The following is a 24743-nucleotide window of genomic DNA, read 5'->3' as shown; positions in this document are numbered from 1 at the left end:
AGGCAAGATACCTTGGACTAGAGAGAAACAAAACCAGAGTACAACTGATTGCCATGAGTCATAACCTTAAAACTGGCATGAATATTTTTAAAGAAATGCAGCGATTAAAAAGCCTAAGGGATTATTACATCCAGTGAGTAAAAAAGGCTAAAAAGAGAGAAATAAGGCTAAAAAAATCAGACAAACAAGGTGTTTTTTAGATTTTTATGGAAAAATACGGAAATTTTGAGCTATTTTTTTTGAAAAATTGCAAAGGTTGAAAATAGGATGGGGAATTATGAATTATGCAAAGGTCTCTTAATATTAAAAAAAACTTGAATGCATTTCTACACTGATTGATCGAGAAATCGCATGCACATCAGGAGGTTCAGGTAAGCCGCTACCTACCAAATACTGCTTTGATAAATATTCAAGAATTACCAACGAGTTCCAAATAATTAAATCCTTATCCAACAATACAGGCACTTTAAAATTAGAATTGTATTGAGCAAGTTCGTCGTCAATTGTATCTGTGAACAAAAACACTTTCTTCTCTTCAAGCCCAATTTGAAATTGCTTCATAAAAACCCAAGGCCACAATGATCAAGATGAATAACTTTTGTTACCAATAACCAAAATTAAATTTGACATCATTTTCCCTGAAATAAAAAGTATAAAATTATAGCACAAAGTGTTTGATTTTATTAGCGTCGCTAATTGCAAGTAAAGACAATTTCAAGTTAAATGGTCTTAATTTTTGTTAAAATCTCATTATGAGAGTTAAAAGCAAATGGCACAAAACCCAAGTTAAAACCATCGAAGATATCGGCGGTGCAATGGCATTTATTTGCTGGCGTATTACTAAAAATCACCTTGAAGATTTAATCAACGAAGGCTTTGTGATTGAAAAAGAACAAGTCTTTGATGTGATTGCTGAATACTTATGTTTCCTTATTCAGTCCATTGACCGCCTTGTGTTTAAAACACTCAGCACCGAACAACGACAGGAATTGATTAACAAACTGGCAAAACAATCCGCCTTTTATTATCAAGAAAACAAAACCGAACGCATCGGCGAAGGCAATCATTGGAAGTCGTTTGTCAATACTTACAACCAACGCTCACAAGATTATTCAGATTATGACTTTATCGGCAACGAACCTGACTACCGCTTTTTAAGATACTTCGGCGAAAAAATCAAACTGGTCATGACCAATATTGATGAAAAATGGATTGTACAACAAATGGTGGAAATCCAAGCGCCAAAAGCCTTTAAAAAAATCGCCCAGAGTGTTGATGACTTAGTATCAGTCAATAAAATCACCTCTAAAGAAGAGCAAATCAAACGCAAAAAAGAAAAAATCCCTCGCTCTAAACGCAAATCCACTCGTTCAGACCTGCAATGATGTAACAACCTGAATATTATTACTATATTCTATGGCTACAAGATAATGTTGCCAATAATGATTAAACCAAATACAAAAAATACGGTCGCCGAAAATTGGTTAAAGCATATTATTCTGTTGCCATAAAAAAGGCTGTTTTTGAGTTTAGCTGCAACAATGCATAAACGCCAAGTCTTGAATTCGCACATTAAGTGCAATTTCTCCTAAGCCGTTAATAAATCAACAGCCTTTCCTAAAAATAACTCAACTGGTTGTTTCCCACCTCGTGTTTTTCGAGGTCTTGTGTTGAGTCGCTTCATGACAAATTCAATCTGTGAATTTGTCACCTTGTTAAAGTCAGTACCCTTTGGGAAGTACTGTCTAATCAAGCCATTAGTATTCTCGTTAATACCTCTTTCCCAAGAAGAATACGGATGAGCAAAATATATATCCACATCCAGTGCTTTAGCCATACGCTCATGTTCAGCAAATTCTAAGCCATTATCGTAGGTAATGGTATGAATCTTACTTGACATTGGCTTTAGCGCTTTAATAGTCTTATCAGCCAACTCAGTGGCATTCTTGCCATTAAGTTTAACAATAACAGTATAAAGTGATTTACGATCAACCAATGTGTAGATGGCGCTCTTCTTGTTTTTACCAATGATAGTGTCACCCTCCCAGTCGCCAATGCGTGATCTAGTGTTAACAAGCTCTGGACGCTGCTCAATACTCACAGCGTTCTTGATTCGTCCTCTGCGCTCATAACTACCATAGCGCTTACGATGGCTTTTGTGCAGGTGTCTAAGATGCTTATAGAGCGTGCCACCAGCACGCTTATCTTGCAGTAACATTCTGTAAATAGTCTCATGATGTAGCTTAGTTTTACCGTGCGTTATAAGATAATCACAAGCTTGTTCTGGGCTGAGCTCTTGTTTGATTAGCTCTATAATGTCTTGTCTAAGTTCTGGTGTGAGCTTAATGCTTTTACTGGCAGTTAATCTACGCATAGTAGCAAGCTCATTGGCTTGCTTGGGTCGATAGCCTCGTTTGCCAGTATTACGTTTAATCTCACGTGAGATAGTTGCCGGACTTCTGTTTAACAGATTGGCAATGCCAATCTGATTCATATGTAGTTGTAAACACGCTTTTATCTGGTATCGTTCATCGTTAGTCAGTTGTTGATAATTCATTGCAATTTCCCGTAGTAAGAAAATCACAAAGTTTATTACAACTGGCTATTTAATTACAATTAAAATTGCACTTGTTATGTGAATTCAAGGTTTATAAAATCAAAGAAATAATAGAAAATAGCATAACAAATACATAACGAAAATATCCTTAAATAAAGCAAGCGATAATTCGTCAATAATTGACATTTAAGTCATTATAATGGTTTTCTTATTTTTTAATTTTTGTAAATACTATGAAATCATTCAATCCACCAGTAAGAACACTTATGGGACCTGGTCCTTCTGATGTACATCCGAGAATTTTATCTGCTATGGCACGCCCAACAATTGGGCACCTAGACCCTACTTTTGTGGGAATGATGGACGAGACCAAAGAAGGCTTGAAGGCTATTTTTAAAACTGAAAATGAATTAACTATGCCCGTATCGGCACCGGGTTCTGCGGGAATGGAGACTTGTTTTGCTAATTTGGTTGAGCCAAATGATAAAGTTATTGTTTGTATTAATGGCGTGTTTGGGATGCGTATGAAAGAAAATATCACGCGTTTAGGAGGCGAGGCGATTGTGGTTGAGGATGATTGGGGTAATGCGGTGTCAACTAATAAAGTCGAGCAAGCGTTAAAAGACAATCCAGACGCTAAAATTTTGGCTTTTGTCCATGCGGAAACTTCAACAGGTGCACAATCTGACGCTCGAGCCTTATGCAAACTTGCACATCAGTATGATTGTATTAATATTGTTGATGCGGTTACTTCGCTAGGTGGGACTGAGTTGCGTGTGGATGAATGGGAGATTGATGCGATTTATTCAGGTACGCAAAAATGCTTATCCGCCATGCCGGGTATCTCGCCAGTCAGTTTTAACGATCGGGCTTTGCACAAAGTTAAAAACCGTAAAACACCTGTTACCTCTTGGTTTTTAGATTTGAATTTAGTCATGGGCTATTGGGGCGAAGGTGCTAAACGCACTTATCACCACACTGCACCTGTGAATACGCTATATGGTTTACACGAATCGTTGGTAATGATATTGGAAGAAGGTGTTGAAAATTCTTGGGCACGCCATCAGAAAAATCATGAACTGTTAAGAGATGGTTTAGAAGCAATGGGCATTAATTTTTTAGTAAACAAAGCAGACCGCCTGCCTCAGTTAAATTCTGTGTTCATTCCAGAAGGTGCGGATGATGCAGCAGTTCGTGCTACTTTATTAAACGATTACAACTTAGAAATCGGTGCAGGTCTCGGTGCATATGCGGGCAAAGTGTGGCGTATTGGTTTGATGGGTCATTCTTCAAGAAGGGAAAATATTGCATTATGTCTAGCGGCGCTTAGAGAAGCTTTAAGTAAGTAGGTAAAATCTAAAAAAAAAGACTTAAACTAATTACCTTTATCCATTTAAACAATGGGTAAATTTACTATTTTTTTAATCTTTTTTCCTTAATTTTCCTCATAATTTCAGTATTTTCAAAAAAATTTCTTTTTTAATTGAGTATTTATTGGCAATATTGGTCTTGTATTGTGCTTTTTGATAAGTTTGGTTTGATTCACAAGCGGATAAGGATAACCATCTTCATAACTATTTAATTTTTGCCAATAATTCTGCTTCTGTTTCCACATTATCTGGGTCAGATAAGCAACAATCGACTGGACAAACCTCAACGCATTGTGGCTCGTCAAAATGCCCAACACATTCGGTGCATTTGTCAGGGTCAATTTCATAAATTTCATCGCCCATGTAAATTGCTTCGTTTGGGCATTCTGGCTCGCAAACATCGCAGTTAATACATTCGTCGGTGATTAATAACGACATACTTTATCCTAATTATTTTGATTGGTGTATATTTTAACCATATCTTAGGTAACATACTAATTTTATTTATAGGGGTAATTTATGCACATTCTAATCTTATTTTTTACTTTGTTTATATCCATTCAATCTTACGCACAATTAAGCGATGGTCTGTATGCAAAAATGCGCACCAACCAAGGTGCTGTCTTTATTCAGCTTGCTTATGAAAAAGCGCCTCTAACGGTGATTAATTTTGTGGGCTTGGCAGAAGGCACAAAACGCTCAAACATCCAAACTGGTAAGCCGTTTTATAACGGGCTTACCTTTCATCGGGTGATTAACAATTTTATGATTCAAGGTGGCGACCCTAAAGGCAATGGCACGGGCAATCCAGGCTATAAATTTGCTGATGAATTTAGCGATTTAAAGCATAACAAAGGGGGTATTTTGTCGATGGCAAACTCGGGGCCAAATACCAATGGCTCACAATTCTTCATCACTCATAATGCCACGCCTTGGCTGGATGGTAAACACACTGTCTTTGGTCATGTGGTAAAAGGCATGAGCGTGGTTAATCGCATCAAAAAAGGGGATTTTATTCGTAAGTTGGAGATTATTCGTATTGGTGAAAAAGCTAAAAACTTTCAAACTGATGAGGCGGCGTTCCAAACATACAGTCAAAAACATAAAACTGTTAAATAATTTATGTTTTTAGAGTTTATCAATTTTTTCACCCAGTTTGATACAGGTTTTAATGTTTTGCAATACTTGACACTTCGTGCTATTTTGGCGATGTTAACATCTTTGTTTATCACGCTCGCTTTAGGTCGTTTTTTCATTAACAAATTACAACAATTACAAATCGCCCAAATCATTAGAGAGGATGGTCCGCAGTCGCATTTGTCTAAAGCAGGCACGCCAACTATGGGTGGCATCTTGATTTTATTTGCCTTTATTAGTAGTGTGCTGGTGTGGGGTAATTGGTACAGTGTTTATCTTTGGGTTGTGGTGGTTACTGGGCTGATTTTTGGCGCAATTGGCTTTGCTGATGACTATTTGAAAATCACTAAAAAATCCTCTAATGGACTCAGTGCCGGACAAAAATACTTAGCACAATCCTTAAGTGCGATTGCCATTGCTGTTTGGTTGGTTAACAACCCACAACCCATTCCTACGGATCTTTTAATCCCTTTTTTCAAGGATTGGACATTGCCATTAGGGGCAATAGGATTGGCTGTTTTCTCTTATTTTGTTATTGTTGGCAGTTCTAATGCAGTCAATCTAACCGATGGGCTGGATGGCTTAGCAATTATGCCCGTTATCCTAATCCTAGGTGCACTGGCAATTTTTTCTTATATTAGTGGCAATTATAATTTTGCCCAATATCTACATATGCCGTTTATGCCAGCTACCAGCGAAATGCTCGTTGTTTGTGCTGCATTGATTGGTGCTGGTTTAGGTTTTTTGTGGTTCAACACTTATCCTGCTGAGGTTTTTATGGGCGATGTCGGTTCATTAGCCTTGGGGGCAATTTTGGCAGTTATTGCCATTATTATTCGTCAAGAGATTTTATTGTTTATTATGGGCGGTATCTTTGTTGCTGAAACGCTTTCCGTGATTATTCAAGTCGCTTGGTATAAGCGCACCAAGACTCGTATTTTCTTAATGGCACCTCTACACCACCACTTTGAAAAACAAGGCATTTCAGAGCCAAAAATTATTGTGCGTTTTTGGATAGTTACTTTAATTTTAGTATTAGTTGCCTTAGCCTCCATTAAGATTCGATGAATCAATTAAGTAAATGGGATGAGCGTTATTTAAGCCTCGCTAAGGAGGTTTCCACTTGGTCAAAAGACCCCTCAACTCAAGTCGGTGCCATTACTGTTGGCAGCAAAAAAGAGGTGCTTTCTCAAGGGTTTAATGGCTTTCCCAGAAATATTGATGACACTGATGAGCGTTATAACGACAGAGCAACCAAATACAAACTTGTGGTACATGCAGAAATGAACGCCATCTACAATGCCACTTATTCTGGCACTTCACTTGATGGAGCGACCTTGTATGTTTACGGCTTGCCAATTTGTTCAGAATGCGCCAAGGGCATCATCCAAGTAGGAATTAAAAAAGTGGTAATAAAAAAATCCAAAGAACTTGATAATTGGAATGACAGCGTCAAACTCTCACAAACAATATTTGATGAAGCTGGCATTGAACTTATTATAAAAGACTTTTGTCCCGAACCCGGCTCGGGACAAAAAAAATAGATTGTGAGTGAAATAGCCAAACGCCGCACTTTTGCGATTATCTCTCACCCTGATGCGGGCAAAACTACCGTTACCGAAAAACTATTGCTATACGCAGGTGTGATTAAAACAGCGGGTAGTGTGAAAGCCAGAAAAGCCAGTACTCACGCTACTTCGGACTGGATGGAAATGGAGAAAGAAAGAGGTATTTCTATTACCTCGTCCATTATGCAATTTGAGTATGATAATCATGTGATTAATTTATTAGACACACCGGGGCATGAGGATTTTTCTGAAGATACTTATCGCACATTAACAGCGGTGGATTCTGCTTTAATGGTGATTGATGTCGCCAAAGGTGTGGAAATGCGCACTATTAAACTCATGGAGGTGTGTCGTTTGCGTGACACGCCAATTCTCACTTTTATTAACAAATTAGACCGAGAAGGCAAAGAGCCAATTGAGCTGTTAGATGAAGTTGAAACCGTGCTCAATATCGAATGTGCGCCAATCACTTGGCCGATTGGTATGGGAAAACGCTTTAAAGGCGTTGTTCACTTACTTGAAGATAAAGTTTATTTATACGAAACGGGGAAAAATTCTGAGATTGGTGAAAACATAATTATCCACGGGGTCAATAATCCAGAACTTGATGCAATATTGGGCTCAGAAGTGGTCTCTGAAATGCGTGATGAAGTTGAGCTGATTCGTGAAACCACCACACCATTTAGTTTAGACGAATTTTTAGCAGGCAAACAAACCCCTGTATTTTTTGGCTCAGCGATTTCAAACTTTGGTATTCAAAACCTACTTGATGGCTTTATTCAATACGCACCCATGCCAAAAAATCGTGAATCGAATATACGCAAAGTCAAACCTGAGGAGGAAAAACTCACTGGTTTTATCTTCAAAATTCAAGCCAATATGGACCCAAAACACCATGACCGACTCGCTTTTATGCGTATCGTTAGTGGACAATACAAAAAAGGTATGAAAGCCCTGCAAGTGTCCACGGGAAAACAAATCAAAATCGCCAATGCAGTTACCTTTATGTCACGCGAACGCGCCAGCACAGAAGTGGCCTATGCTGGCGATGTGATTGGCATTCATAATCATGGTGGTATTAGCATTGGCGACACCTTTACCCAAGGCGAAAAACTCATCTTCCAAGGTATTCCAAATTTTGCCCCAGAATTATTTCGTCGTGCTGTTTTAAAAGACCCACTCAAAGCTAAGGCTTTGCAAAAAGGTCTAAATCAGCTTTCAGAGGAAGGGGCAACGCAAGTATTTCGCCCGATTATCAACTCATCGCAAATTTTAGGTGCAGTCGGTATTTTACAATTTGATGTGGTGGCACACCGCTTGAAATACGAATACGGAGTTGATTGCCAATTTGAGACCATCAACATTGCCACAGCACGCTGGGTAACAGGCAGCGACAAAGACATTGAACAGCTTAAAATCAAAGCAGGCAACAATGTAGCTATTGACTCTGCTGGTGTTCTTACTTACTTAGCGCCGTCTATGGTTAATTTACAACTCACCGAAGAGCGTCACCCTAATCTCATATTCTCTGCTACCCGTGAACATTAATATCAACATTAATGAAACTATCTTGACTGATTTTCGTATAATTATATGATTGAATTTTAGGAAGGTCTTATGTTATTAGAAATTGTATTCGCTGCAGGTTGTTTTTGGGGCGTGGAAAAGAATTTTGAACAAATATCGGGTGTAGTTGATGTGGCTTCTGGCTATGCGGGCGGTAATTACGATAATCCAACTTATCGCCAAGTAATAGCAAATAAAGACAATAACAATGCGTTTGACTTTCTAAGCTTACTCAAGAAAATCAACTGGAGTAATGAGGATGAGGATGAAACACCTGAGAAGTCTACAAACATCATCAATCACACTGAAGTCGTCAAAGTTACTTATGACACGAAACTGGTTTCCACCGAATTTTTGATTAAGAATTTTTGGGAACTGCACAATCCTACGCAAATTGACGGACAGGGTAATGACAAGGGTAATAATTACCGTTCAGCAATTTATTGGACGACAGATGAGCAAAGGAAAATTGCATTCAAAACCAAAGACGAGTACCAAAAATTATTAACTAAAAAAGGTTTTGGAAATATTGTTACTGAACTAAAGTCTTTGGATAAATTTTGGCAAGCAGAAGATTATCATCAAGACTATCTAGCAAATAATCCAAATGGCTACTGCCCTAATCACAAAACAGGGGTAAAATTTGCCGACAAAGGTATGATTAAAGAACAACTCAGTGGCACCTACAATAAACACCTGAAAGACCTGATTTTAGAGCCTTTAAAAGGCAAAGAAATTGTAGTGATTGAAACCGATGCATATTGCCCCTACTGCGTGGCATTCAAGAAAAAAGTATTGAATAATTACCAAGGCAGTATTCCTGTTAGAAGTGTATTTGCACAAAATCTTAAGGGCTATACAATCAAAACCCCGACCTTTGCCACGCCCACCATTTTATTCATTGAAGATGGTGTAGAACAAGCAGGTTTTCAAGGTTATTTGTCGCCTAAAGAATTTTACAAAGCCCTTGGGAAATTCAAACTTGGCAGCTCTAAAGCCTTTGATATTGCCTTTAACGAAGGTACTGAAGGTCGATTTTGTAAACAATATGATATTTTCAAAAATACACCTGATGGTGTATTTGTAGATAAGCTCTCAGGTGTGCCACTATTTGATACCGATGACCGCTTCAATTCCAAAAGTGGCTGGCTGAGTTTTACCAAGGCCATTGATGACACTACCATAGAAAAACCCGATAATCGATTTGGCATGAGCCGTGTTGAAATCCTCTCAAAAAGCACAGGCATCCACTTAGGGCATGTATTTGAAGACGGTCCAAATAATACTCGTCGCTTTTGTATTAACGCTAATGTATTAGAATTTGTTGCTGATAAAAAATCTTAAGCCACCCACATCTTTTTATGAAAAAACAGACTTAATTACTAGGTTTTTGATAATAATACTGCACCTGTCCCAATCATCACGCTGCCCGCTATTTTATTTTGAGCACTTTCATTTTTCAAAAGTCGTCTAGCCCGTGAGCATAAAACAGCATGACAGAACCACAGAAACAACAAGTGCAACTATTGCTACATCGAGACTTGAAAGAAATTTAAGATCAACGAAGACTGGTAAAAAACTAAGATAGAAAAGAATAACTTTAGGATTGCCTAGAGTGACAAACAATCCACTCTAAAAACTGTGTTTTTTCGATTGCGGTTTTAATTCTGTAATAGTATTTTTAGACAATCTTGAATACCGCAACAGCAAAAGCAGCGCCTGATATTACAATATAGTTTCTCTTTTATACTTCATTTTGTGTTTCGTCACCCTCAGGGGTTTCATTGTCGCCTTCAGTTTCGGCAATCTTAGCAAGAGAGACCAGTTTTTCGCCTTTGGCGATTTTGATAAGGGTAACGCCTTGAGTGTTACGGCCGATGATAGAAACATCGGCTGCTCTTGCTCTAACAAGGGTGGCTTTATTGGAGATGAGCATCATTTCATCATCATCTGTTACTTGAATAGCACCGACAACTTTGCCGTTTCTATCGCTGGTTTTGATGGAGATAACACCTAAGCCGCCTCGTGCTTGAGAGCGGTATTCATCAAGTGCGGTGCGTTTACCAAAGCCTTTTTCAGTGGCAGTTAGGATTGAATCTTCACCATCTGTAATAATGGCTGAGACGATTTTATCGTCTTTTAACTTCATGCCACGCACGCCGATAGCCGTTCTACCTACGGTGCGTACATCAGATTCTTTAAAACGAATGGATTTACCGTTGGCCGAGAACAGCATAATATCTTGCTCGCCTGAGGTAATATCAACACCAACGAGTTTATCCCCATCTCTAAGGTCAATAGCGATAATGCCGCCTTTTCTTGGGCGGGCAAAATTAGTCAATGATGTTTTCTTACAAGTACCGTTGCTGGTTACCATAAACACAAATTGCTCATCGCTAAACTCAGCCACTGGCAAGATGGCGTTAATTGATTCTTCTTTGTCAAGTGGCAATAAATTAATAATTGGCTTACCTCGTGCGGTGCGTGATGCCATTGGCAACTCGTAAACCTTGAGCCAATGCACCTTACCTGTGGATGAAAAACACAACACAGTATCATGTGAATTGGCAACGAATAACTGGTCTACAAAGTCTTCATCTTTCATCTTAGTAGCGGCTTTACCCCTTCCACCACGGCGTTGTGCTTGATAATCACTGAGTGATTGTGCCTTAATGTAGCCACCGTGTGACAAAGTTACTACTCGCTCCTCTTGGGCAATAAGGTCCTCTAGCGTTAAATCAATTTTATTATCAATAATATTGGTCATTCTGTCATTGGAAAAGTTCTCACGAATTTCCATTAACTCATCACGAATCACTTGCATCAATTTTTCAGGATTTTGCAAAATATCTAATAAATATTTAATCTGTTCTAACAGTTCATTAAATTCATCAAAAATCTTATCTTTTTCTAAACCCGTTAAACGATGAAGTTTTAAATCAAGAATGGCTTGCGCTTGCTTTTGTGAAAGTTGGTAATCGCCACTGACTTGTAAACCGAGCTCAGGTGGCAATTCTTCTGGCTTAAATAATGACATGTCACGATCGCCAATCAAATCTTTAATCACACTGCCTTGCCAAGTTTGGGCAATTAATTGTGCTTTTGCCTCGGTTGGATTTGCAGCGGCTTTAATCATATTGATAATTTCATCAATATTACTGAGCGCAACTGCTAAACCTTCTAAGATATGTGCACGGTTTCTCGCCTTGTTTAGCTCAAAAATTGAGCGGCGAGTAACCACATCACGCCTATGAGCAATAAAGGCATCTAGCACGCCTCTTAGCGTCATCAGTTTTGGCATTCCCTTGTCAATTGCCACCATATTGATGCCAAAAACAGTTTGCATTTCAGTTAGTTTATACAGGTTATTCAGCATCACTTCTGGCACTTCGCCACGACGAAGTTCAATCACCATACGCATACCGTCTTTATCAGATTCATCCCTCAATCCAGTAATGCCGTCAACTTTTTTGTCCTTAACCAATTCAGCAATCTTACCAATTAGTCTAGCTTTGTTGACTTGATAAGGCAATTCCGTTACCACAATACTTTGCTTGTCTTCGCCTTCAACATGAGAAACAGAACGCAGGTAAATTTTGCCTTTGCCTGTTTCGTAAGCTTGACGAATACCGCTAGCACCATTAATAATGCCAGCAGTTGGAAAATCAGGCCCAGGTATCACTTTTAATAATTCGTCAATGGTTATTAGCTCGTTATCAATCACTTGTAAACAAGCGTTAATCACTTCTCTTAAATTATGCGGTGGGATATTGGTCGCCATACCCACTGCAATGCCTGAGGAGCCATTAACCAAAAGATTAGGCACACGGGTCGGTAGCACACTTGGCTCAGATTCAGAGCCATCATAGTTGTCAATAAAATCAACAGTTTTCTTGTCTAAATCACGCAATAATTCATGCGATAATTTTGCCATACGGATTTCTGTATAACGCATGGCCGCTGCCTTATCACCATCAACCGAGCCGAAGTTACCCTGACCATCGATTAAAATATTACGCATTGAAAATGACTGCGCCATACGCACAATCGTGTCATACACCGCTGTATCGCCGTGCGGATGGTATTTACCAATCACATCACCGACGATACGGGCTGATTTTTTATAAGATTTGTTGTAGTCATTCCCCAGCACATCCATGGCGTAAAGCACCCGACGATGCACGGGTTTTAGTCCGTCTCGCACATCAGGCAAAGCACGCCCAACAATGACACTCATAGCGTATTCCAAATAGGAATCTCGCATTTCATCTTCAATGGTAACTACAGGGAAATTAGGCGTGAATTCTTCAGGATTATCAGTGTTTTCAGACATACAAAAAAGGCTTGGTTGAATTGGCTTTTATTGTACCCTAAAAGAGCCAAACTTACAATTAAAATATGTTAATTTTTTAATAAGAAAAACCATTAAAAATCAATTATTTATGAGTTTCTTTGACAAACAGATTGTGCCAGTGTTTTAAGCAGATTTTCAGTATCATTCCAACCAATACAACCATCGGTAATACTAACACCATATTCGAGTGATTTTAACACCGCAACCGACTGTTTTCCTTCGTTAAGATGCGACTCAATCATTACGCCAAAAATGTGCTTAGAACCTGCACTAATTTGCTTGGCAACATCTGCCCCAACTTTGATTTGATTTTTAAATTTTTTCTCGCTATTGGCATGAGAAAAATCAATCATTAATCGCTCAGGTAATTTCGCACTAGAAAGTTGGGCAATGGTTTTTTGAACGCTAGTGCTATCGTAATTAGTCTTACCACTGCCACCACGCAAAATAATATGGCAATTGGGATTGCCCGAAGTTGTGTATCGATTAATCATACCTTTTTTATTAATCGACCAAAACATATGGGGGTTACCAGCAGAGATAACCGCATCAATTGCTACTTGAGCACCACCATCTGTGCCATTTTTAAAACCAACAGGACAAGACAAACCTGATGCCAATTCACGGTGTGTTTGGCTTTCAGTGGTGCGGGCACCAATGGCACCCCATGAAATTAAATCAGAAATATATTGCGGAGTAATAAGATCTAAATACTCAGTTGCCGTAGGCAAGCGCAATTTGGCTAAATCCAGTAATAATTTACGCGCTACACCAAAGCCTTTTTCCATATTACAACTGTCGTCCAAATCGGGATCGTAAATCAAGCCTTTCCAACCAATAGTGGTGCGTGGCTTTTCAAAATACACCCGCATAATGATAAATAAATCGTCTTTTAATTCATCTCTTAATTTGGCTAATTTTTCAGCGTATTCTATTGCCGCTTTGGGGTCATGGATAGAGCAAGGTCCAACCACAACAAGCAGACGCTTGTCTTTACCTTTAACGATATTGGCAATAGTTTGCCGTGCCTCAACAATAAAATCAGACTCAGGTTTTTTTACCTCGTGGCGTTTGATATACACTATCGGCGGGGTAATTGACTCCGCCTTAGTAATGCGAATATTGCTAATTTTTTGTAGTATCTTTTTTAGCATTTATTATTTTCAATCAGTGCGTAAGCCGAATGGTTGTGAATCGATTCAAAATTCTCTGACTCTAGGCGATAATAATCAATATTATCATTAGCGTTCAAACCAACCGCAATATCACGCACCAAATCCTCAACAAAAGCAGGGTTGTCGTATGCCCTCTCGGTAACGACTTTTTCATCATCTCGTTTTAATATAGCATACAACTCGCACGATGCTTTTTGCTCCGCTAAGTCGATTAAATCCTCTAAATACAAGGTCTTTCCTTCGGCAATTCTAGCCTTAATAGTAATGTGCGAGCGTTGATTGTGTGCGCCGTATTTAGAAATACTTTTTGAGCACGGGCAAAGACTGGTTACTGGCACCACTACTTTCATCATCACTTCCGACTTGTCTTGATTCAAAATACCATACAAAGTAACCTGATAATCCATCAATGATTCCACCCCTGAAGAAGGGGCTTTTTTCTTTCTAAAGAAGGGAAAATCTAGCGCAATGTATGCTGTTTCTGAGTTTAATTTTTCGCACACCTTGGTAATAATTTTGCCAAAATTGCCACTGTTAAATTCACAAGGGCCTTCATTTAAAATCTCAATAAAACGCGACATATGTGTACCTTTTACACATTCTGGCAAAGTTACCGTCATGGTAAAGTTGCCAATCGTTGCGTTTTTGTTGCCATCACGGTCAATAAAAGTAATCGGGTGTAGAATGTCTTTAATTCCCACTTTATCAATCACAATCTGTCGTATGTCTGTGTTATTTTGTGTATCAGGTAGATTAGTTGCACTCATGGTTTTGGCTCCGAATAGGTGACAGATGCTCTAAGGGTTTCCCAAATAATAACTTCACAAACACGAACGGCTTGATTGTTGATTAATACCCCTGCTTCTTCATAAAAATACTTAGCAATGTTTTCAGCCGTTGGGTTTAACTTGTCAAAAGGTTTAATTTCATTCAAATATTGATGATCTAGTCTTTTGACCACAGCTTTGGTTTGCTTTTTAATTTCCCGAAAATCAATCGCAATACCTGTGTCATCAAGTACTTCAGACTCAACCGACACTTCGACTTGCCAATTATGGCCATGCAGACGCGCACAATTACCAGGGTAATTTCGCAGAGAATGTGCTGAAGCAAAGTCAGTAACAATTTTTAAGACGAACATCTAATTAGCCTTTAATTCGGAAAAATTGGAAAGAGACTATTATACCAACCTCTAGGAATTAATTACACTTTGAATCAATAGATTTAAAATTGCTGTTGATAAGAGGCGCTAATTTTTTGAATATTATGCTTGTAAGATGCAGGCAAAGAATAAGACGAAGAAAAAGGCGGATAATAGTCCATTTTACTATGCTTGTCTTGATAGTTTTCATAGCTAAATAATAAAGATAATATACTATCTTTGTCTATTGATTTAGCCAGTATTGCGCTAACTCCATATCCCTTAATAAAACTATTCTGAACGGTATAAAAATTCCTACGCAAGTGCTCATCAACACTTTTAACATATCCAAAAACAACGCTAGGCTTAATATTAAAACTAACCCTATTTGATAATGGATATTGATAACTCACGCCTAGGTTGAGTTGGTAAAAATTCTGTTTATACCTTAATGTATCTCCAATAAGATTAGACAATTTATTTTCAACAAAATCTTGCTGTTTTGTATCAGACCATACTAAATCTAATTCACGATATTGGATATTGGCAAAAACAGCGCTACGATTAGTAACATCTTTAGCGACCTCTAATCCAACACTAAAAAAATCTTCAACATCACTGTTGGAACTTGAAAAAACAGTCAGTTGATTGCTCTTCCAATCATAATCCTTGCCAGTGGTGCGTAAATTTTTTACAACCTTAGACGCTTTAAAAGTGTAGCGAATACCTTGATGCACTTTATCAAAACCAATGCCTGCCGCTTGAAGTTTAAACGGAAAATCAAGTTTAGATTTTAAATCTCCTGCTTTAACAACATAGGAAGATTCTCCTTTGTGTTGCTCAACAAAAACAAAACCTTGTGCGAACGCTAAAGATGGGCAAAAAATTAGGGAAATAAATCCTAAAACAATTGTTGGTAAAATCAATTACAAATCTATCACTTTTGAAAAAGTACCGTCAATATACAATTTAACAACATTGCTCTCTACTCTGATTTCTATAACTTTGTCGTCTTTAGTTATATATTTCGCAATACCGCCATCAATCACTTTTCCATCATTATTTGAAAATACAAAAGGGGTGGTACTCATATCATAGCCAATGTTATAAATAACATAAGCTTCTAAATTCTCACCAATATAAAGTTGCCCCTTTGTTTGGTAAATTTGAATATCGTGATTGTTCAAAAATTTTGTATAAAACTCGCAGTTCTTGCATCCATATTTTTTGCTATTTTCAACACCTATTGCTGACATTGTTACTTTTACATTCTTGTTGTTATTACCAGGTTCAGAATACTCAACAACCATAGAGCTACCAATTTGCATGGTGCTATACTTAACACTGTTTTTTGTCGTGCTCAAAGTACTTGTTATCGTAAAAGAGAATTTTTTCAACTTATTGTTATTAAGAACAATTGTACCAGACATTGAACCGTTCATTGTATCAAGGGTATCGTTATTTTTGCAATCGTGAAAAGTCAAAGTATACGCACCAGTATCGGTATTAACACTGCTCAAAGTAGTGCCTTTTATGTCACAATCTTTGTCAATGTCTTTAATCGTATTAAGCGCATTAGACTGTGGTAAATTTTTAATACTCTCAGATAATATATTGCTTATATTATGAGCAATAAGTGATGAATTAGCACCTGAAGAATCACCTACATTATTTAAGCCATAACTTGGACTTTTACTCACACTACTTTTAGCAACTTTCTCACCACTACCCTCATTAGCTTCTGCTAATGTGGCATTATCAGGAAAGTTAACACCCGATGAAGCGCCACCGCCACCGCCACATCCAGTTAATGCAACACTTGCTAATAACAACACACTTAAACTTAACTTTTTCATCACCCCACTCCCTTCATTTGTAAAATCAATAAAGTATGCCATCGTTCCTCTTGAGATTAATAAATTTAAACCTCAGTAGGTGTGTTATCTGTAACTTCTTTTGCTTTGGTTGGTTTGCTGACCGCTTCGATTTTCGATAGATTTTGGTAGCCTTTTGGTAATAGATTGCCTCGTCTTGCACGCTTGCCCATATAGTTGGCTAAATCTTGGAACTTAATGGTTAGATGGCGTTTTCCTGCGGTTACTTTAAGACCTTGTGTGTCAAGTAAAACACAAATATCAACAACAAATTCTTCGCCAGATTTCATTTCTTTTGCTGGGATTTGAATCAATTTATTACCCTTGCCTTTTGACAAAATCGGCAATTCAGACACGGGGAATATTAACAATCTACCACGATTGGTGGTAACGGCAATAAATTGTTTTTCTAAATCATCAACTTTAACCACGCTCATTACTTTGGCATTTCCTGACAATGAAAGCGAAGCCTTGCCTGCCTTTTTCTTCGATAATAAATCACCGATGGTGGCAATAAAACCATAGCCTGCATTGGAAGCAAGCAGGATGTTTTGCGTATCATCGCCCATAATTACATCGACAAATTTTGCCTCTGCTGGCGGCGTAAGTTTCCCTGTTAGTGGCTCGCCCTGCCCTCTGGCACTTGGCAGAGAGTTAGCCGTTAATGCGTAAGAGCGTCCCGTAGAATCTAAAAATATTGCGCTCTTATTACTGCGACCTTTGGCGCTGGTTAAAAAAGTATCGCCAGATTTGTAATTCAAAGTGCCTGGGTCAATGTCATGCCCTTTGGCACTACGCACCCAACCTTTATCGCTTAACACCACGGTAATATTTTCAGCAGGCATCAAATCATCTTCATTAAAGGCTTGTGATTGTATTGTGCTTGGTTTTAGGCTTGAACGCCTCTCATCGCCAAACTCTGCAATGATAGCTATAAGTTCTTTTTTGATATAATTTTTTAGACGCATATCGCTTGACAGCAAAAGTTCTAGTTTTTCCTTCTCTTCTGCCAATTCTTGTTGCTCGCCTTGGATTTTCATCTCTTCTAGTTTGGCAAGATGGCGGAGTTTTAGCTCTAAAATCGCCTCTGCCTGCACCTCACTAAGCTTAAAACGCGCAATTAATACTGGCTTAGGTTTGTCGTTTTCTCGAATAATGGCAATCACTTCATCAATATTCAAAAAAGCGACCAGCAAGCCTTCTAAAATATGCAACCTTGCTAAAATTTTATCCAAACGATAATTTAGACGGTTGGTAACTACTTGTGTACGATAAGTGAGCCACTCTTTGAGCATTGGAATGAGTGGTTTAACCTGTGGTTTGCCATCTAGACCAATCACATTCATATTCACACGGTAATTTTTTTCTAAATCGGTGGTGGCAAATAAATGCAGCATCAACGCATCAGCATCCACACGATTTGACCTTGGGACAATGACAATACGGGTTGGGTTTTCATGGTCAGATTCATCACGAATATCTTCCACCAGTGGCAGTTTTTTCTTGCGCATTTGGTCGGCAATTTGCATGATGACTTTAGAGCCAGAAGTCTGAAAGGGCAGTGTTTCGATTACAATGTCGCCCTTTTCTTTTGTATAGGTGGCACGCATTTTCACCGAGCCATGCCCCGTTTCGTAAATTTGTTTAATATCTGCTGGAGAAGAAACAATATCGGCGTGCGTGGGGTAATCAGGTGCTGGCAAAATCTGCATAATTTCGTCTAAATCGGTGGACGGCTTGTCCAACAATTGAATACAAGCAGAAACCACTTCGTTCAAATTATGTGGCGGCACATCAGTCGCCATACCAACGGCAATACCCGAAGTGCCATTCAGTAAAAGATTTGGCACTTGTGCTGGCAGATTTTTAGGCTCTTGCAATGAACCATCAAAATTATCCGTCCAATTCACCGTACCTTGATTGATTTCTGCCAGTAATAAATCCGCATAACGAGAAAGCTTACTCTCGGTATAACGCATCGCTGCAAAAGATTTTGGGTCATCAGGTGCGCCCCAATTCCCCTGTCCATCAATAAAAGGATAGCGATAAGAAAATGGCTGCGCCATCAATACCATCGCCTCGTAACAAGCGCTGTCGCCATGTGGATGGAATTTACCCAACACATCGCCCACCGTTCGGGCAGATTTTTTGAACTTTGCGCTAGATTTAAGCCCCAACTCGCTCATCGCATAAACAATACGCCGCTGAACAGGCTTAAGCCCATCACCCACAAAAGGCAATGCACGGTCAAGAATGACATACATTGAGTAATCAAGATAAGCGCGCTCACTAAATTCAGCAACGCTTTGCTGTTCAAGGCCGATTTGGCTCATTTTCCCCCTAAAAAGGATGTGAAGTTTTGACTATTTTAATGCAACTGTCTTGCAAAAATTCACGAATTACTCAAAGTCTTCGGTAGTAATACACGAACAAAACAAATTTCTATCGCCATACACATTGTCAATGCGTTTAACCGGCGGGAAATATTTGTTTTGTTTTAAAGATTCGACAGGATAAAGTGCCACAGTACGGGAATAAGGATACGCCCAGTCGCCTGCCATCTCAATCGCTGTGTGAGGGGCGTTTTTGAGGGGATTGTTGTCTTTATCCCATTCGCCAGAGATGATTTTTTGAATTTCATCATAAATATTGAGCATTGCGGCAATAAATCTATCAATCTCTCGTTTTGACTCACTCTCAGTTGGCTCAATCATCAGCGTGCCTGCGACTGGAAAACTCATGGTTGGCGAATGAAAGCCATAATCCATTAATCGCTTGGCAATATCTTCCTCAGAAATACCGCTTTTCTCTTTCAAGGGGCGAATATCAATAATACATTCGTGTGCCACCAAACCCTGATTGCCACGATAAAGAATAGGAAAATAGTCTTTGAGTTCATCGGCAATATAGTTGGCACTGAGAATGGCAATCTCTGTTGAGCGTTGCATACCTTGTTTGCCCAATAATTTAATATACGACCATGAAATCGGCAAAATTGAGGCAGAGCCATACATCGCTGCGGACACAGCATTTGAGTGTTTTTCCAGTGGATTGCCAGGTAAAAATTCTGCCAAATGTGCCTTAACGCCGATGGGACCCATACCTGGACCACCACCACCATGCGGAATGGCAAAAGTTTTGTGTAAATTAATATGCGATACATCTGCACCAAATTCTCCCATACGAGTAATGCCAATCATAGCGTTTAGGTTAGCACCGTCAAGATAAACTTGTCCGCCTTGAGTGTGAATAATCTCACAAACTTGCTTAATTTCAACTTCAAACACGCCGTGAGTTGATGGATATGTCACCATAATGGCTGAGAGATTATCGGCGTGCTTCTTCGCTTTTTCTTGTAAATCATTGATATCAATATTGCCTGATTCATCACATTTTACAATCACCACTTTCATACCTGTCATCACTGCACTGGCTGGGTTTGTGCCATGCGCTGATTGAGGAATTAAGCAAATATTACGATGCGAATCGCCACGAGAATCGTGATAAGCATGAATAGCAAGTAGCCCTGCAAATTCACCTTGCGAGCCAGCATTTGGCTGTAATGACACCGCATCATAGCCTGTAACCTCGGCTAAAGCGTGCTCTAAATCTTTAAACAATTGCTGATAGCCTTTGCTCTGATGCTCTGGCGCATAAGGATGCAATGATGAAAAACCAGGCAAACTAATCGGATACATTTGCACCGCAGCATTGAGCTTCATGGTACAAGAGCCCAGCGCAATCATTGAATGATTAAGGGCAATATCTTTATTCTCCAAGCGTTTCAAATAACGCATCATCTCAGTTTCACTGTGATAATTGCTAAACACCGAATGCGTTAAATATTTAGATTTTCGATGTATATTTATAGCAAGAACGCTTTCGCTATTGCTTATTAAATCTGTAATTGAAAAGATGTTCAATACTGCCAACAAATCCGCATCGCTGGTTGTTTCATCCACGGAAATACTGAGTTGATTATCATTCAGTAGGCGTAAATTAACACCTCTATCCTGTGCAATATTGAACAACGCCTGCGCTTCATTCGTGTTAATAGTAATGGTGTCAAAAAACTGATTACTCGTCAGCTCAAAACCTGCATTGGTCAAACTATTAGCCAGTGCTGTGGCTTTTAAATGTACCTTGGTTGCAATTTTTTTAATCCCCTTTGCGCCATGATAAACGCCATAAGCCGCTGCCAACACTGCTAATAAAACTTGCGCAGTGCAAATATTACTGGTAGCCTTATCTCGGCGAATATGTTGCTCACGCGTTTGCAGGGACATACGCATGGCAGGGTTACCCTGTACATCCTGAGATACACCAATAATACGCCCTGGTATCATGCGCTTAAATTCGTCTTTTGTTGCTAAAAAAGCCGCATGAGGACCGCCAAAACCCATAGGCACGCCAAAACGCTGAGAATTACCCACCACAATATCTGCACCCATTTCAGCTGGCGTTTTAATGAGTGCCAATGCCAAAATATCACAGGCAACAATGCTAAGTACACTTTGTGCTTTGGCTTTGTCAATATCGCCAGTCAAATCACGCACTTCGCCATTTGTACCCGGATATTGCAGTAAAACAGCAAAACAATCTGAAAAATCATTGTTTTGTACATCTTCCACTACCAGCTCAATGTCAAGCGGCTTGGCACGCGTTTGTAAAATGGTAATTGTCTGCGGATGGGCGTTACTGTCAATTAAAAATTTGTTAGACTTATTTTTACGATTGGCTCGTTTTGCCATCATCATTGCTTCGGCGGCGGCAGTCGGTTCGTCCAACAACGAAGCATTGGAAATATCCATACCCGTTAAATCCACAATCATTTGCTGAAAATTAAGCAACATCTCCAAACGACCCTGAGAAATTTCAGCTTGATAAGGTGTATAAGCTGTATACCAACCTGGATTTTCTAAAATATTGCGCTGAATAACACTTGGCATAACAGTGCCGTGATAACCCTGCCCAATAAAGTTGATTGCAAGCGTATTTTTAGCAGCAAGTTTAGTGGCTAGCGCTAGCGTGTCTCGCTCGCTCATGCCTGTATCAATATCCATTCGATTGCCAAATAAAATACTATTAGGCACTGTTTTAGAGACCATCGCATCAATTGATTTTTGCCCAATTGCGCTTAACATTGAAGTAATATCTGCTTCGCTTGGACCGATATGTCTGTCTAAAAAATCACTCATAATAAGGGGAGTTGTAAAAAATAAAGCGTGAATTTTAACCTTTTTTAGACAAAAAATATCGCCTAAAAGATAAGGGTTTTTAAAGCTTTATTAAGCATAGCCAAAACTATGAAATTGAGGGTTTTAAAAGGTCTAACACAATAAAAGGAAAAAATAAAGCTAAAACTAACCTGGTGGCCAGCTCAAATTTCTACCGCCCAAACAATGCAGGTGAATGTGATAAACTGTCTGACCACCTTGCTCATTACAGTTCATCACCACACGGTAACCATCCTGTGAAAAACCCAAATCTTTGGCAATTTTACTGGCAGTTAAGGTTAGTTTGCCCAGTAAAGCCGCATCATCTACATCGTTTAGAGTGGCAATATGTTTTTTCGGAATAACTAAAAAATGATGCGGTGCTTGTGCTCCAATATCATGAAAAGCCAAAACATCAGCATCTTCATAAATTTTTTCAGCAGGAATATCGCCTGCAATAATTTTACAAAATAAACAATTACTCATTGATATGGCGTATGGTTAATGATGATTAATGTTACCACAATTGTAGTAATGTGTAACAAATTAACGATACTGGCGTAAATACCACCAGCCAAATAAACGCTTAGCAATGTGCAGTAGACGACAATTTGGTAACATTAAACCGCCTGTCATTGTTCGTTGTATATATATACCCTTATTATTTGAGTCAACAATACACATCAGTTCAATTTTAAAAGTGTGGCTTGCTGGCTTTCCATTAAGCGCATCAAGCATATTGTTAGCCGCTGCCTCGGCTTGTAAATCTGCCATATGTGCTTGTTTTGGCATCCATTCTGGCCCTGGAAAACTACCTGAATCGCCTGCCACAAATACCTTATCAGCGCCTTCAACTTGGCAAAATTTATCTGCCTTAAGCAGTCCGCCTTCGCTACGAGCCAATTCAGTATTATCAAACCACTGATTACCAGTCATCCCTGGCATAAACAAAATCAAATCCGCATCAAACTCACCGCCTTCAGTAATGACTTTATTGGCTTCAAATTTTTTCATTTTATTACCAAGATGAGTGGTAATATTGCGCTTTTTCATCTCGTTCAGCAAACCCTTAACTGCCTTTTCGCCCAAACGCGCACCCGGCTTTTGTGCAGGGGTAAAGAAGGTGAGGTTAAATTTATCACGCCGCCCTTCTTGTCGCAGCTGCGTGTCCAAACCAAACAAAAATTCAAACATTGGTCCGCCACGCATCGCACTCGGCTCTTTGGGGTTAGAGGCAAAACCAATGGCAATATTACCACCCTCCATCGCTTTTACTCTGTCTCGTATTGCTTCCACCGCACTTAATCCTTCGCAAGGCGTGATGGCGTTTTCAATGCCTGCTAATTTTTTAATAAATCGTCCGCCTGAGGCAATGATCAAAGCATCGTTATCAACTCTTGTCTTGTTTTCCAAAAGCACCACTCTGCCATCGTTTTCTAAGCCAACAACCTTACCTGCTACATGGTGTACATTTAGTCGCTTAAAAAAATTATCCAATGACACAATAATATCTTTTTTACCAGCTGCACCTGATGGCACCCAAATCAAACTTGGCATATACACCAACTCTGCTTTAGGAGAAATGAGTATAATTTCCACTGTTTTGTCTTTTTTTCTAAGCGTTCTGACTGCCGTTAATCCTGCAAAACCTGACCCAATAATCGTAATTTTTTTCATTCTTTATGATCCTATATTTTCATACTCAAATCTGTTTAATAGTTTTTTTGAATTTATTTGATAATTTACAATCAAACAAATATATAATCTACTCTGATTATTTTTTATAACCATTGAGGGTATTTTATGCTGACAGATGACACACTAGACACTTTATTTACACAAGCAAGAAGCCACAATGGCTGGCTAGAGAAAGACATATCTGAAGCGCAAATTCAGCAAATCTATGCATTGATGAAATTCGCCCCGACAGCGGCTAACACTTGCCCAGCACGACTTACTTTCGTTAAATCAGATGAGGCAAAACAGCGTTTAAAACCTCACCTTGACGAGGGAAATGTAGAAAAAGCAATGAGCGCACCTGTGGTCACAATCATTGCTTATGACGCAGAATTCTATGAAAAACTTCCGTTTTTATTTCCCCATACCGATGCCAAAAGTTGGTACGAGGGCAAACCTGACAAAATTAAATCAGTAGGCGAGATGAACGCAACTTTGCAAGGGGCTTATTTTATGATGGCAGCCCGTGCAGTTGGGCTGGATTGCGGACCGATGGGTGGGTTTAATAATCAAACCTTGGATGCTACATTTTTCCCAGAAGGTAAAACCAAATCTATTTTCTTGTGCGGCATTGGTCATGGTGATCATAGTAAAATTTTTCCAAGATCGCCTCGTTTAAGTTTTGATAAGGCATGTGATATTATTTAACGCCAATTAACCAACTGGTTTGGGAAAAAATATGCACAACCCCAATATAATTAAACCCATGCCAATAATGGCGGGTATGTTTGGCATTTGTTTGTATAAAAATACACCTGCAATGGTAACTAAAACAATGCCAACACCCAACCAAATTGCATAAGTAACGCCTAGTGGTATTATTCAGAAGTGTGTTTTTCTACTTTTTTGGTGTTTTCTCTTGGCGGACAACCATTATGCAATAACCATTTGTCTTCATGTCCGATAACTTTGGCAAAAGTTGGAATTTCACACTCTTCGGCAGTTTTTTCTTTGCTAGCATCTTTTTTGTCTTCACCAAGACCAAATAACGCCATTGCGCTGAAACTTAATGTTAGCATTAATATAATGAATATTTTTTTCATATTTT

General features: G+C 38.9%; 24 protein-coding genes. 8 read left to right on the top strand and 16 right to left on the bottom strand.

Annotated features, from left to right (window positions below):
• Positions 1–303: 303 nt before the first annotated feature.
• A complete protein-coding gene (locus tag CRYPD_RS01790; RefSeq protein ID WP_138145863.1) occupies positions 304–561 on the bottom strand; it encodes a thioredoxin domain-containing protein in 258 nt (85 codons plus the stop codon).
• 191 nt (positions 562–752) lie between these two features.
• Here CRYPD_RS01790 and CRYPD_RS01785 point away from each other — a divergent pair, with 191 nt between their 5' ends.
• Positions 753–1385, top strand: a complete 633-nt coding sequence (locus CRYPD_RS01785) for a hypothetical protein (RefSeq protein ID WP_138145862.1) — start codon at positions 753–755, stop codon at positions 1383–1385.
• 203 nt (positions 1386–1588) lie between these two features.
• On the opposite strand, the gene CRYPD_RS01780 is transcribed toward CRYPD_RS01785, so the two are convergent.
• The gene (locus tag CRYPD_RS01780; RefSeq protein WP_138145861.1) at positions 1589–2557 is read right to left on the bottom strand and encodes an IS30 family transposase; all 969 of its coding nucleotides are present in this window, start codon (positions 2555–2557) and stop codon (positions 1589–1591) included.
• A gap of 233 nt (positions 2558–2790) precedes the next feature.
• Between CRYPD_RS01780 and CRYPD_RS01775 the strand changes: the two genes are divergently transcribed.
• Positions 2791–3906 (top strand): pyridoxal-phosphate-dependent aminotransferase family protein, encoded by a 1116-nt coding sequence (locus CRYPD_RS01775; RefSeq protein ID WP_138145860.1) that lies wholly within the window; start codon positions 2791–2793, stop codon positions 3904–3906.
• A gap of 225 nt (positions 3907–4131) precedes the next feature.
• On the opposite strand, the gene CRYPD_RS01770 is transcribed toward CRYPD_RS01775, so the two are convergent.
• Positions 4132–4365 carry a YfhL family 4Fe-4S dicluster ferredoxin gene (locus CRYPD_RS01770; RefSeq protein ID WP_138145859.1) on the bottom strand — a complete coding sequence of 78 codons (234 nt, stop codon included), beginning with the start codon at positions 4363–4365 and terminating at the stop codon, positions 4132–4134.
• A gap of 81 nt (positions 4366–4446) precedes the next feature.
• On the opposite strand from CRYPD_RS01770, the gene CRYPD_RS01765 reads away from it, so the two are divergent.
• The 5 genes from CRYPD_RS01765 to msrA all read left to right on the top strand — a co-directional run bounded on the left by CRYPD_RS01765 (position 4447) and on the right by msrA (position 9542).
• Positions 4447–5046 carry a peptidylprolyl isomerase gene (locus tag CRYPD_RS01765; protein ID WP_138145858.1) on the top strand — a complete coding sequence of 200 codons (600 nt, stop codon included), beginning with the start codon at positions 4447–4449 and terminating at the stop codon, positions 5044–5046.
• Between the two features lie 3 nt (positions 5047–5049).
• Entirely contained in the window at positions 5050–6132 is a 1083-nt protein-coding gene (gene mraY / locus CRYPD_RS01760; RefSeq protein WP_138145857.1) for a phospho-N-acetylmuramoyl-pentapeptide-transferase, read from the top strand.
• The gene (locus tag CRYPD_RS01755) at positions 6129–6608 is read left to right on the top strand and encodes a deoxycytidylate deaminase (RefSeq protein ID WP_138145856.1); all 480 of its coding nucleotides are present in this window, start codon (positions 6129–6131) and stop codon (positions 6606–6608) included. The genes mraY and CRYPD_RS01755 overlap by 4 nt, the downstream gene beginning before the upstream one ends.
• 3 nt (positions 6609–6611) lie before the next feature.
• Entirely contained in the window at positions 6612–8180 is a 1569-nt protein-coding gene (locus CRYPD_RS01750) for a peptide chain release factor 3 (protein WP_138145855.1), read from the top strand.
• Between the two features lie 69 nt (positions 8181–8249).
• Positions 8250–9542 (top strand): peptide-methionine (S)-S-oxide reductase MsrA, encoded by a 1293-nt coding sequence (gene msrA / locus CRYPD_RS01745; protein WP_138145854.1) that lies wholly within the window; start codon positions 8250–8252, stop codon positions 9540–9542.
• Between the two features lie 126 nt (positions 9543–9668).
• Here msrA and CRYPD_RS08425 read toward each other — a convergent pair whose 3' ends face one another.
• The 11 genes from CRYPD_RS08425 to CRYPD_RS01690 all read right to left on the bottom strand — a co-directional run bounded on the left by CRYPD_RS08425 (position 9669) and on the right by CRYPD_RS01690 (position 23635).
• Positions 9669–9824, bottom strand: coding sequence for a LysE family transporter (locus CRYPD_RS08425; RefSeq protein ID WP_138145853.1), 156 nt, complete (start codon positions 9822–9824; stop codon positions 9669–9671).
• A 118-nt stretch (positions 9825–9942) separates the two neighbouring features.
• On the bottom strand, positions 9943–12531 hold the full coding sequence (gyrA, locus tag CRYPD_RS01735) for a DNA gyrase subunit A (protein ID WP_138145852.1): 2589 nt from the start codon (positions 12529–12531) through the stop codon (positions 9943–9945).
• Positions 12532–12638: 107 nt separating this feature from the next.
• On the bottom strand, positions 12639–13706 hold the full coding sequence (locus CRYPD_RS01730) for a 3-deoxy-7-phosphoheptulonate synthase (protein WP_138145851.1): 1068 nt from the start codon (positions 13704–13706) through the stop codon (positions 12639–12641).
• The gene (folE2, locus tag CRYPD_RS01725) at positions 13700–14494 is read right to left on the bottom strand and encodes a GTP cyclohydrolase FolE2 (protein ID WP_138145850.1); all 795 of its coding nucleotides are present in this window, start codon (positions 14492–14494) and stop codon (positions 13700–13702) included. Before folE2 ends, CRYPD_RS01730 begins: the two co-directional genes overlap by 7 nt.
• Positions 14491–14868: a 6-carboxytetrahydropterin synthase QueD gene (gene queD, locus CRYPD_RS01720; protein ID WP_138145849.1), complete on the bottom strand. Its 378-nt coding sequence runs from the start codon at positions 14866–14868 to the stop codon at positions 14491–14493. The genes folE2 and queD overlap by 4 nt, the downstream gene beginning before the upstream one ends.
• Positions 14869–14951: 83 nt before the next feature.
• Positions 14952–15794 carry a hypothetical protein gene (locus CRYPD_RS01715; RefSeq protein WP_138145848.1) on the bottom strand — a complete coding sequence of 281 codons (843 nt, stop codon included), beginning with the start codon at positions 15792–15794 and terminating at the stop codon, positions 14952–14954.
• Positions 15795–16766, bottom strand: a complete 972-nt coding sequence (locus tag CRYPD_RS01710; protein ID WP_138145847.1) for a hypothetical protein — start codon at positions 16764–16766, stop codon at positions 15795–15797.
• 23 nt (positions 16767–16789) lie between these two features.
• Positions 16790–19075 carry a DNA topoisomerase IV subunit A gene (parC, locus tag CRYPD_RS01705; RefSeq protein WP_138145846.1) on the bottom strand — a complete coding sequence of 762 codons (2286 nt, stop codon included), beginning with the start codon at positions 19073–19075 and terminating at the stop codon, positions 16790–16792.
• Positions 19076–19141: 66 nt separating this feature from the next.
• A complete protein-coding gene (gene gcvP / locus CRYPD_RS01700) occupies positions 19142–21940 on the bottom strand; it encodes an aminomethyl-transferring glycine dehydrogenase (RefSeq protein ID WP_171004275.1) in 2799 nt (932 codons plus the stop codon).
• Between the two features lie 165 nt (positions 21941–22105).
• Positions 22106–22444: a histidine triad nucleotide-binding protein gene (locus tag CRYPD_RS01695; protein ID WP_138145844.1), complete on the bottom strand. Its 339-nt coding sequence runs from the start codon at positions 22442–22444 to the stop codon at positions 22106–22108.
• 60 nt (positions 22445–22504) lie between these two features.
• On the bottom strand, positions 22505–23635 hold the full coding sequence (locus CRYPD_RS01690; protein WP_138145843.1) for an NAD(P)/FAD-dependent oxidoreductase: 1131 nt from the start codon (positions 23633–23635) through the stop codon (positions 22505–22507).
• A gap of 126 nt (positions 23636–23761) precedes the next feature.
• Between CRYPD_RS01690 and CRYPD_RS01685 the strand changes: the two genes are divergently transcribed.
• Positions 23762–24343 carry a malonic semialdehyde reductase gene (locus CRYPD_RS01685; RefSeq protein WP_138145842.1) on the top strand — a complete coding sequence of 194 codons (582 nt, stop codon included), beginning with the start codon at positions 23762–23764 and terminating at the stop codon, positions 24341–24343.
• A 6-nt stretch (positions 24344–24349) separates the two neighbouring features.
• Here the strand turns inward: CRYPD_RS01685 and CRYPD_RS01680 are convergent, their stop codons facing one another.
• Positions 24350–24514: a DMT family transporter gene (locus tag CRYPD_RS01680; RefSeq protein ID WP_425290261.1), complete on the bottom strand. Its 165-nt coding sequence runs from the start codon at positions 24512–24514 to the stop codon at positions 24350–24352.
• Complete coding sequence (locus tag CRYPD_RS01675) at positions 24514–24738, bottom strand: hypothetical protein (RefSeq protein WP_138145841.1); 225 nt, start codon at positions 24736–24738, stop codon at positions 24514–24516. Before CRYPD_RS01675 ends, CRYPD_RS01680 begins: the two co-directional genes overlap by 1 nt.
• Positions 24739–24743 lie beyond the last annotated feature (5 nt).

Origin of the sequence: Bathymodiolus heckerae thiotrophic gill symbiont (genome assembly GCF_900180345.1) — a bacterium.
GTDB lineage: Bacteria > Pseudomonadota > Gammaproteobacteria > PS1 > Pseudothioglobaceae > Thiodubiliella.
The sequence above is the reverse complement of the archived record's forward strand: the minus strand, read 5'-3'. Positions and strand labels throughout refer to the sequence as shown.

What these genes read in the sequence shown, in the direction of transcription:
- CRYPD_RS01790 (WP_138145863.1), bottom strand. Translation starts at nt 561, where the DNA reads ATGAAGCAATTTCAAATTGGGCTTGAAGAGAAGAAAGTGTTTTTGTTC.
- CRYPD_RS01785 (WP_138145862.1), top strand. Translation starts at nt 753, where the DNA reads ATGAGAGTTAAAAGCAAATGGCACAAAACCCAAGTTAAAACCATCGAA.
- CRYPD_RS01780 (WP_138145861.1), bottom strand. Translation starts at nt 2,557, where the DNA reads ATGAATTATCAACAACTGACTAACGATGAACGATACCAGATAAAAGCG.
- CRYPD_RS01775 (WP_138145860.1), top strand. Translation starts at nt 2,791, where the DNA reads ATGAAATCATTCAATCCACCAGTAAGAACACTTATGGGACCTGGTCCT.
- CRYPD_RS01770 (WP_138145859.1), bottom strand. Translation starts at nt 4,365, where the DNA reads ATGTCGTTATTAATCACCGACGAATGTATTAACTGCGATGTTTGCGAG.
- CRYPD_RS01765 (WP_138145858.1), top strand. Translation starts at nt 4,447, where the DNA reads ATGCACATTCTAATCTTATTTTTTACTTTGTTTATATCCATTCAATCT.
- mraY (WP_138145857.1), top strand. Translation starts at nt 5,050, where the DNA reads ATGTTTTTAGAGTTTATCAATTTTTTCACCCAGTTTGATACAGGTTTT.
- CRYPD_RS01755 (WP_138145856.1), top strand. Translation starts at nt 6,129, where the DNA reads ATGAATCAATTAAGTAAATGGGATGAGCGTTATTTAAGCCTCGCTAAG.
- msrA (WP_138145854.1), top strand. Translation starts at nt 8,250, where the DNA reads ATGTTATTAGAAATTGTATTCGCTGCAGGTTGTTTTTGGGGCGTGGAA.
- gyrA (WP_138145852.1), bottom strand. Translation starts at nt 12,531, where the DNA reads ATGTCTGAAAACACTGATAATCCTGAAGAATTCACGCCTAATTTCCCT.
- CRYPD_RS01730 (WP_138145851.1), bottom strand. Translation starts at nt 13,706, where the DNA reads ATGCTAAAAAAGATACTACAAAAAATTAGCAATATTCGCATTACTAAG.
- folE2 (WP_138145850.1), bottom strand. Translation starts at nt 14,494, where the DNA reads ATGAGTGCAACTAATCTACCTGATACACAAAATAACACAGACATACGA.
- queD (WP_138145849.1), bottom strand. Translation starts at nt 14,868, where the DNA reads ATGTTCGTCTTAAAAATTGTTACTGACTTTGCTTCAGCACATTCTCTG.
- CRYPD_RS01710 (WP_138145847.1), bottom strand. Translation starts at nt 16,766, where the DNA reads ATGGCATACTTTATTGATTTTACAAATGAAGGGAGTGGGGTGATGAAA.
- parC (WP_138145846.1), bottom strand. Translation starts at nt 19,075, where the DNA reads ATGAGCCAAATCGGCCTTGAACAGCAAAGCGTTGCTGAATTTAGTGAG.
- gcvP (WP_171004275.1), bottom strand. Translation starts at nt 21,940, where the DNA reads ATGAGTGATTTTTTAGACAGACATATCGGTCCAAGCGAAGCAGATATT.
- CRYPD_RS01695 (WP_138145844.1), bottom strand. Translation starts at nt 22,444, where the DNA reads ATGAGTAATTGTTTATTTTGTAAAATTATTGCAGGCGATATTCCTGCT.
- CRYPD_RS01690 (WP_138145843.1), bottom strand. Translation starts at nt 23,635, where the DNA reads ATGAAAAAAATTACGATTATTGGGTCAGGTTTTGCAGGATTAACGGCA.
- CRYPD_RS01685 (WP_138145842.1), top strand. Translation starts at nt 23,762, where the DNA reads ATGCTGACAGATGACACACTAGACACTTTATTTACACAAGCAAGAAGC.
- CRYPD_RS01675 (WP_138145841.1), bottom strand. Translation starts at nt 24,738, where the DNA reads ATGAAAAAAATATTCATTATATTAATGCTAACATTAAGTTTCAGCGCA.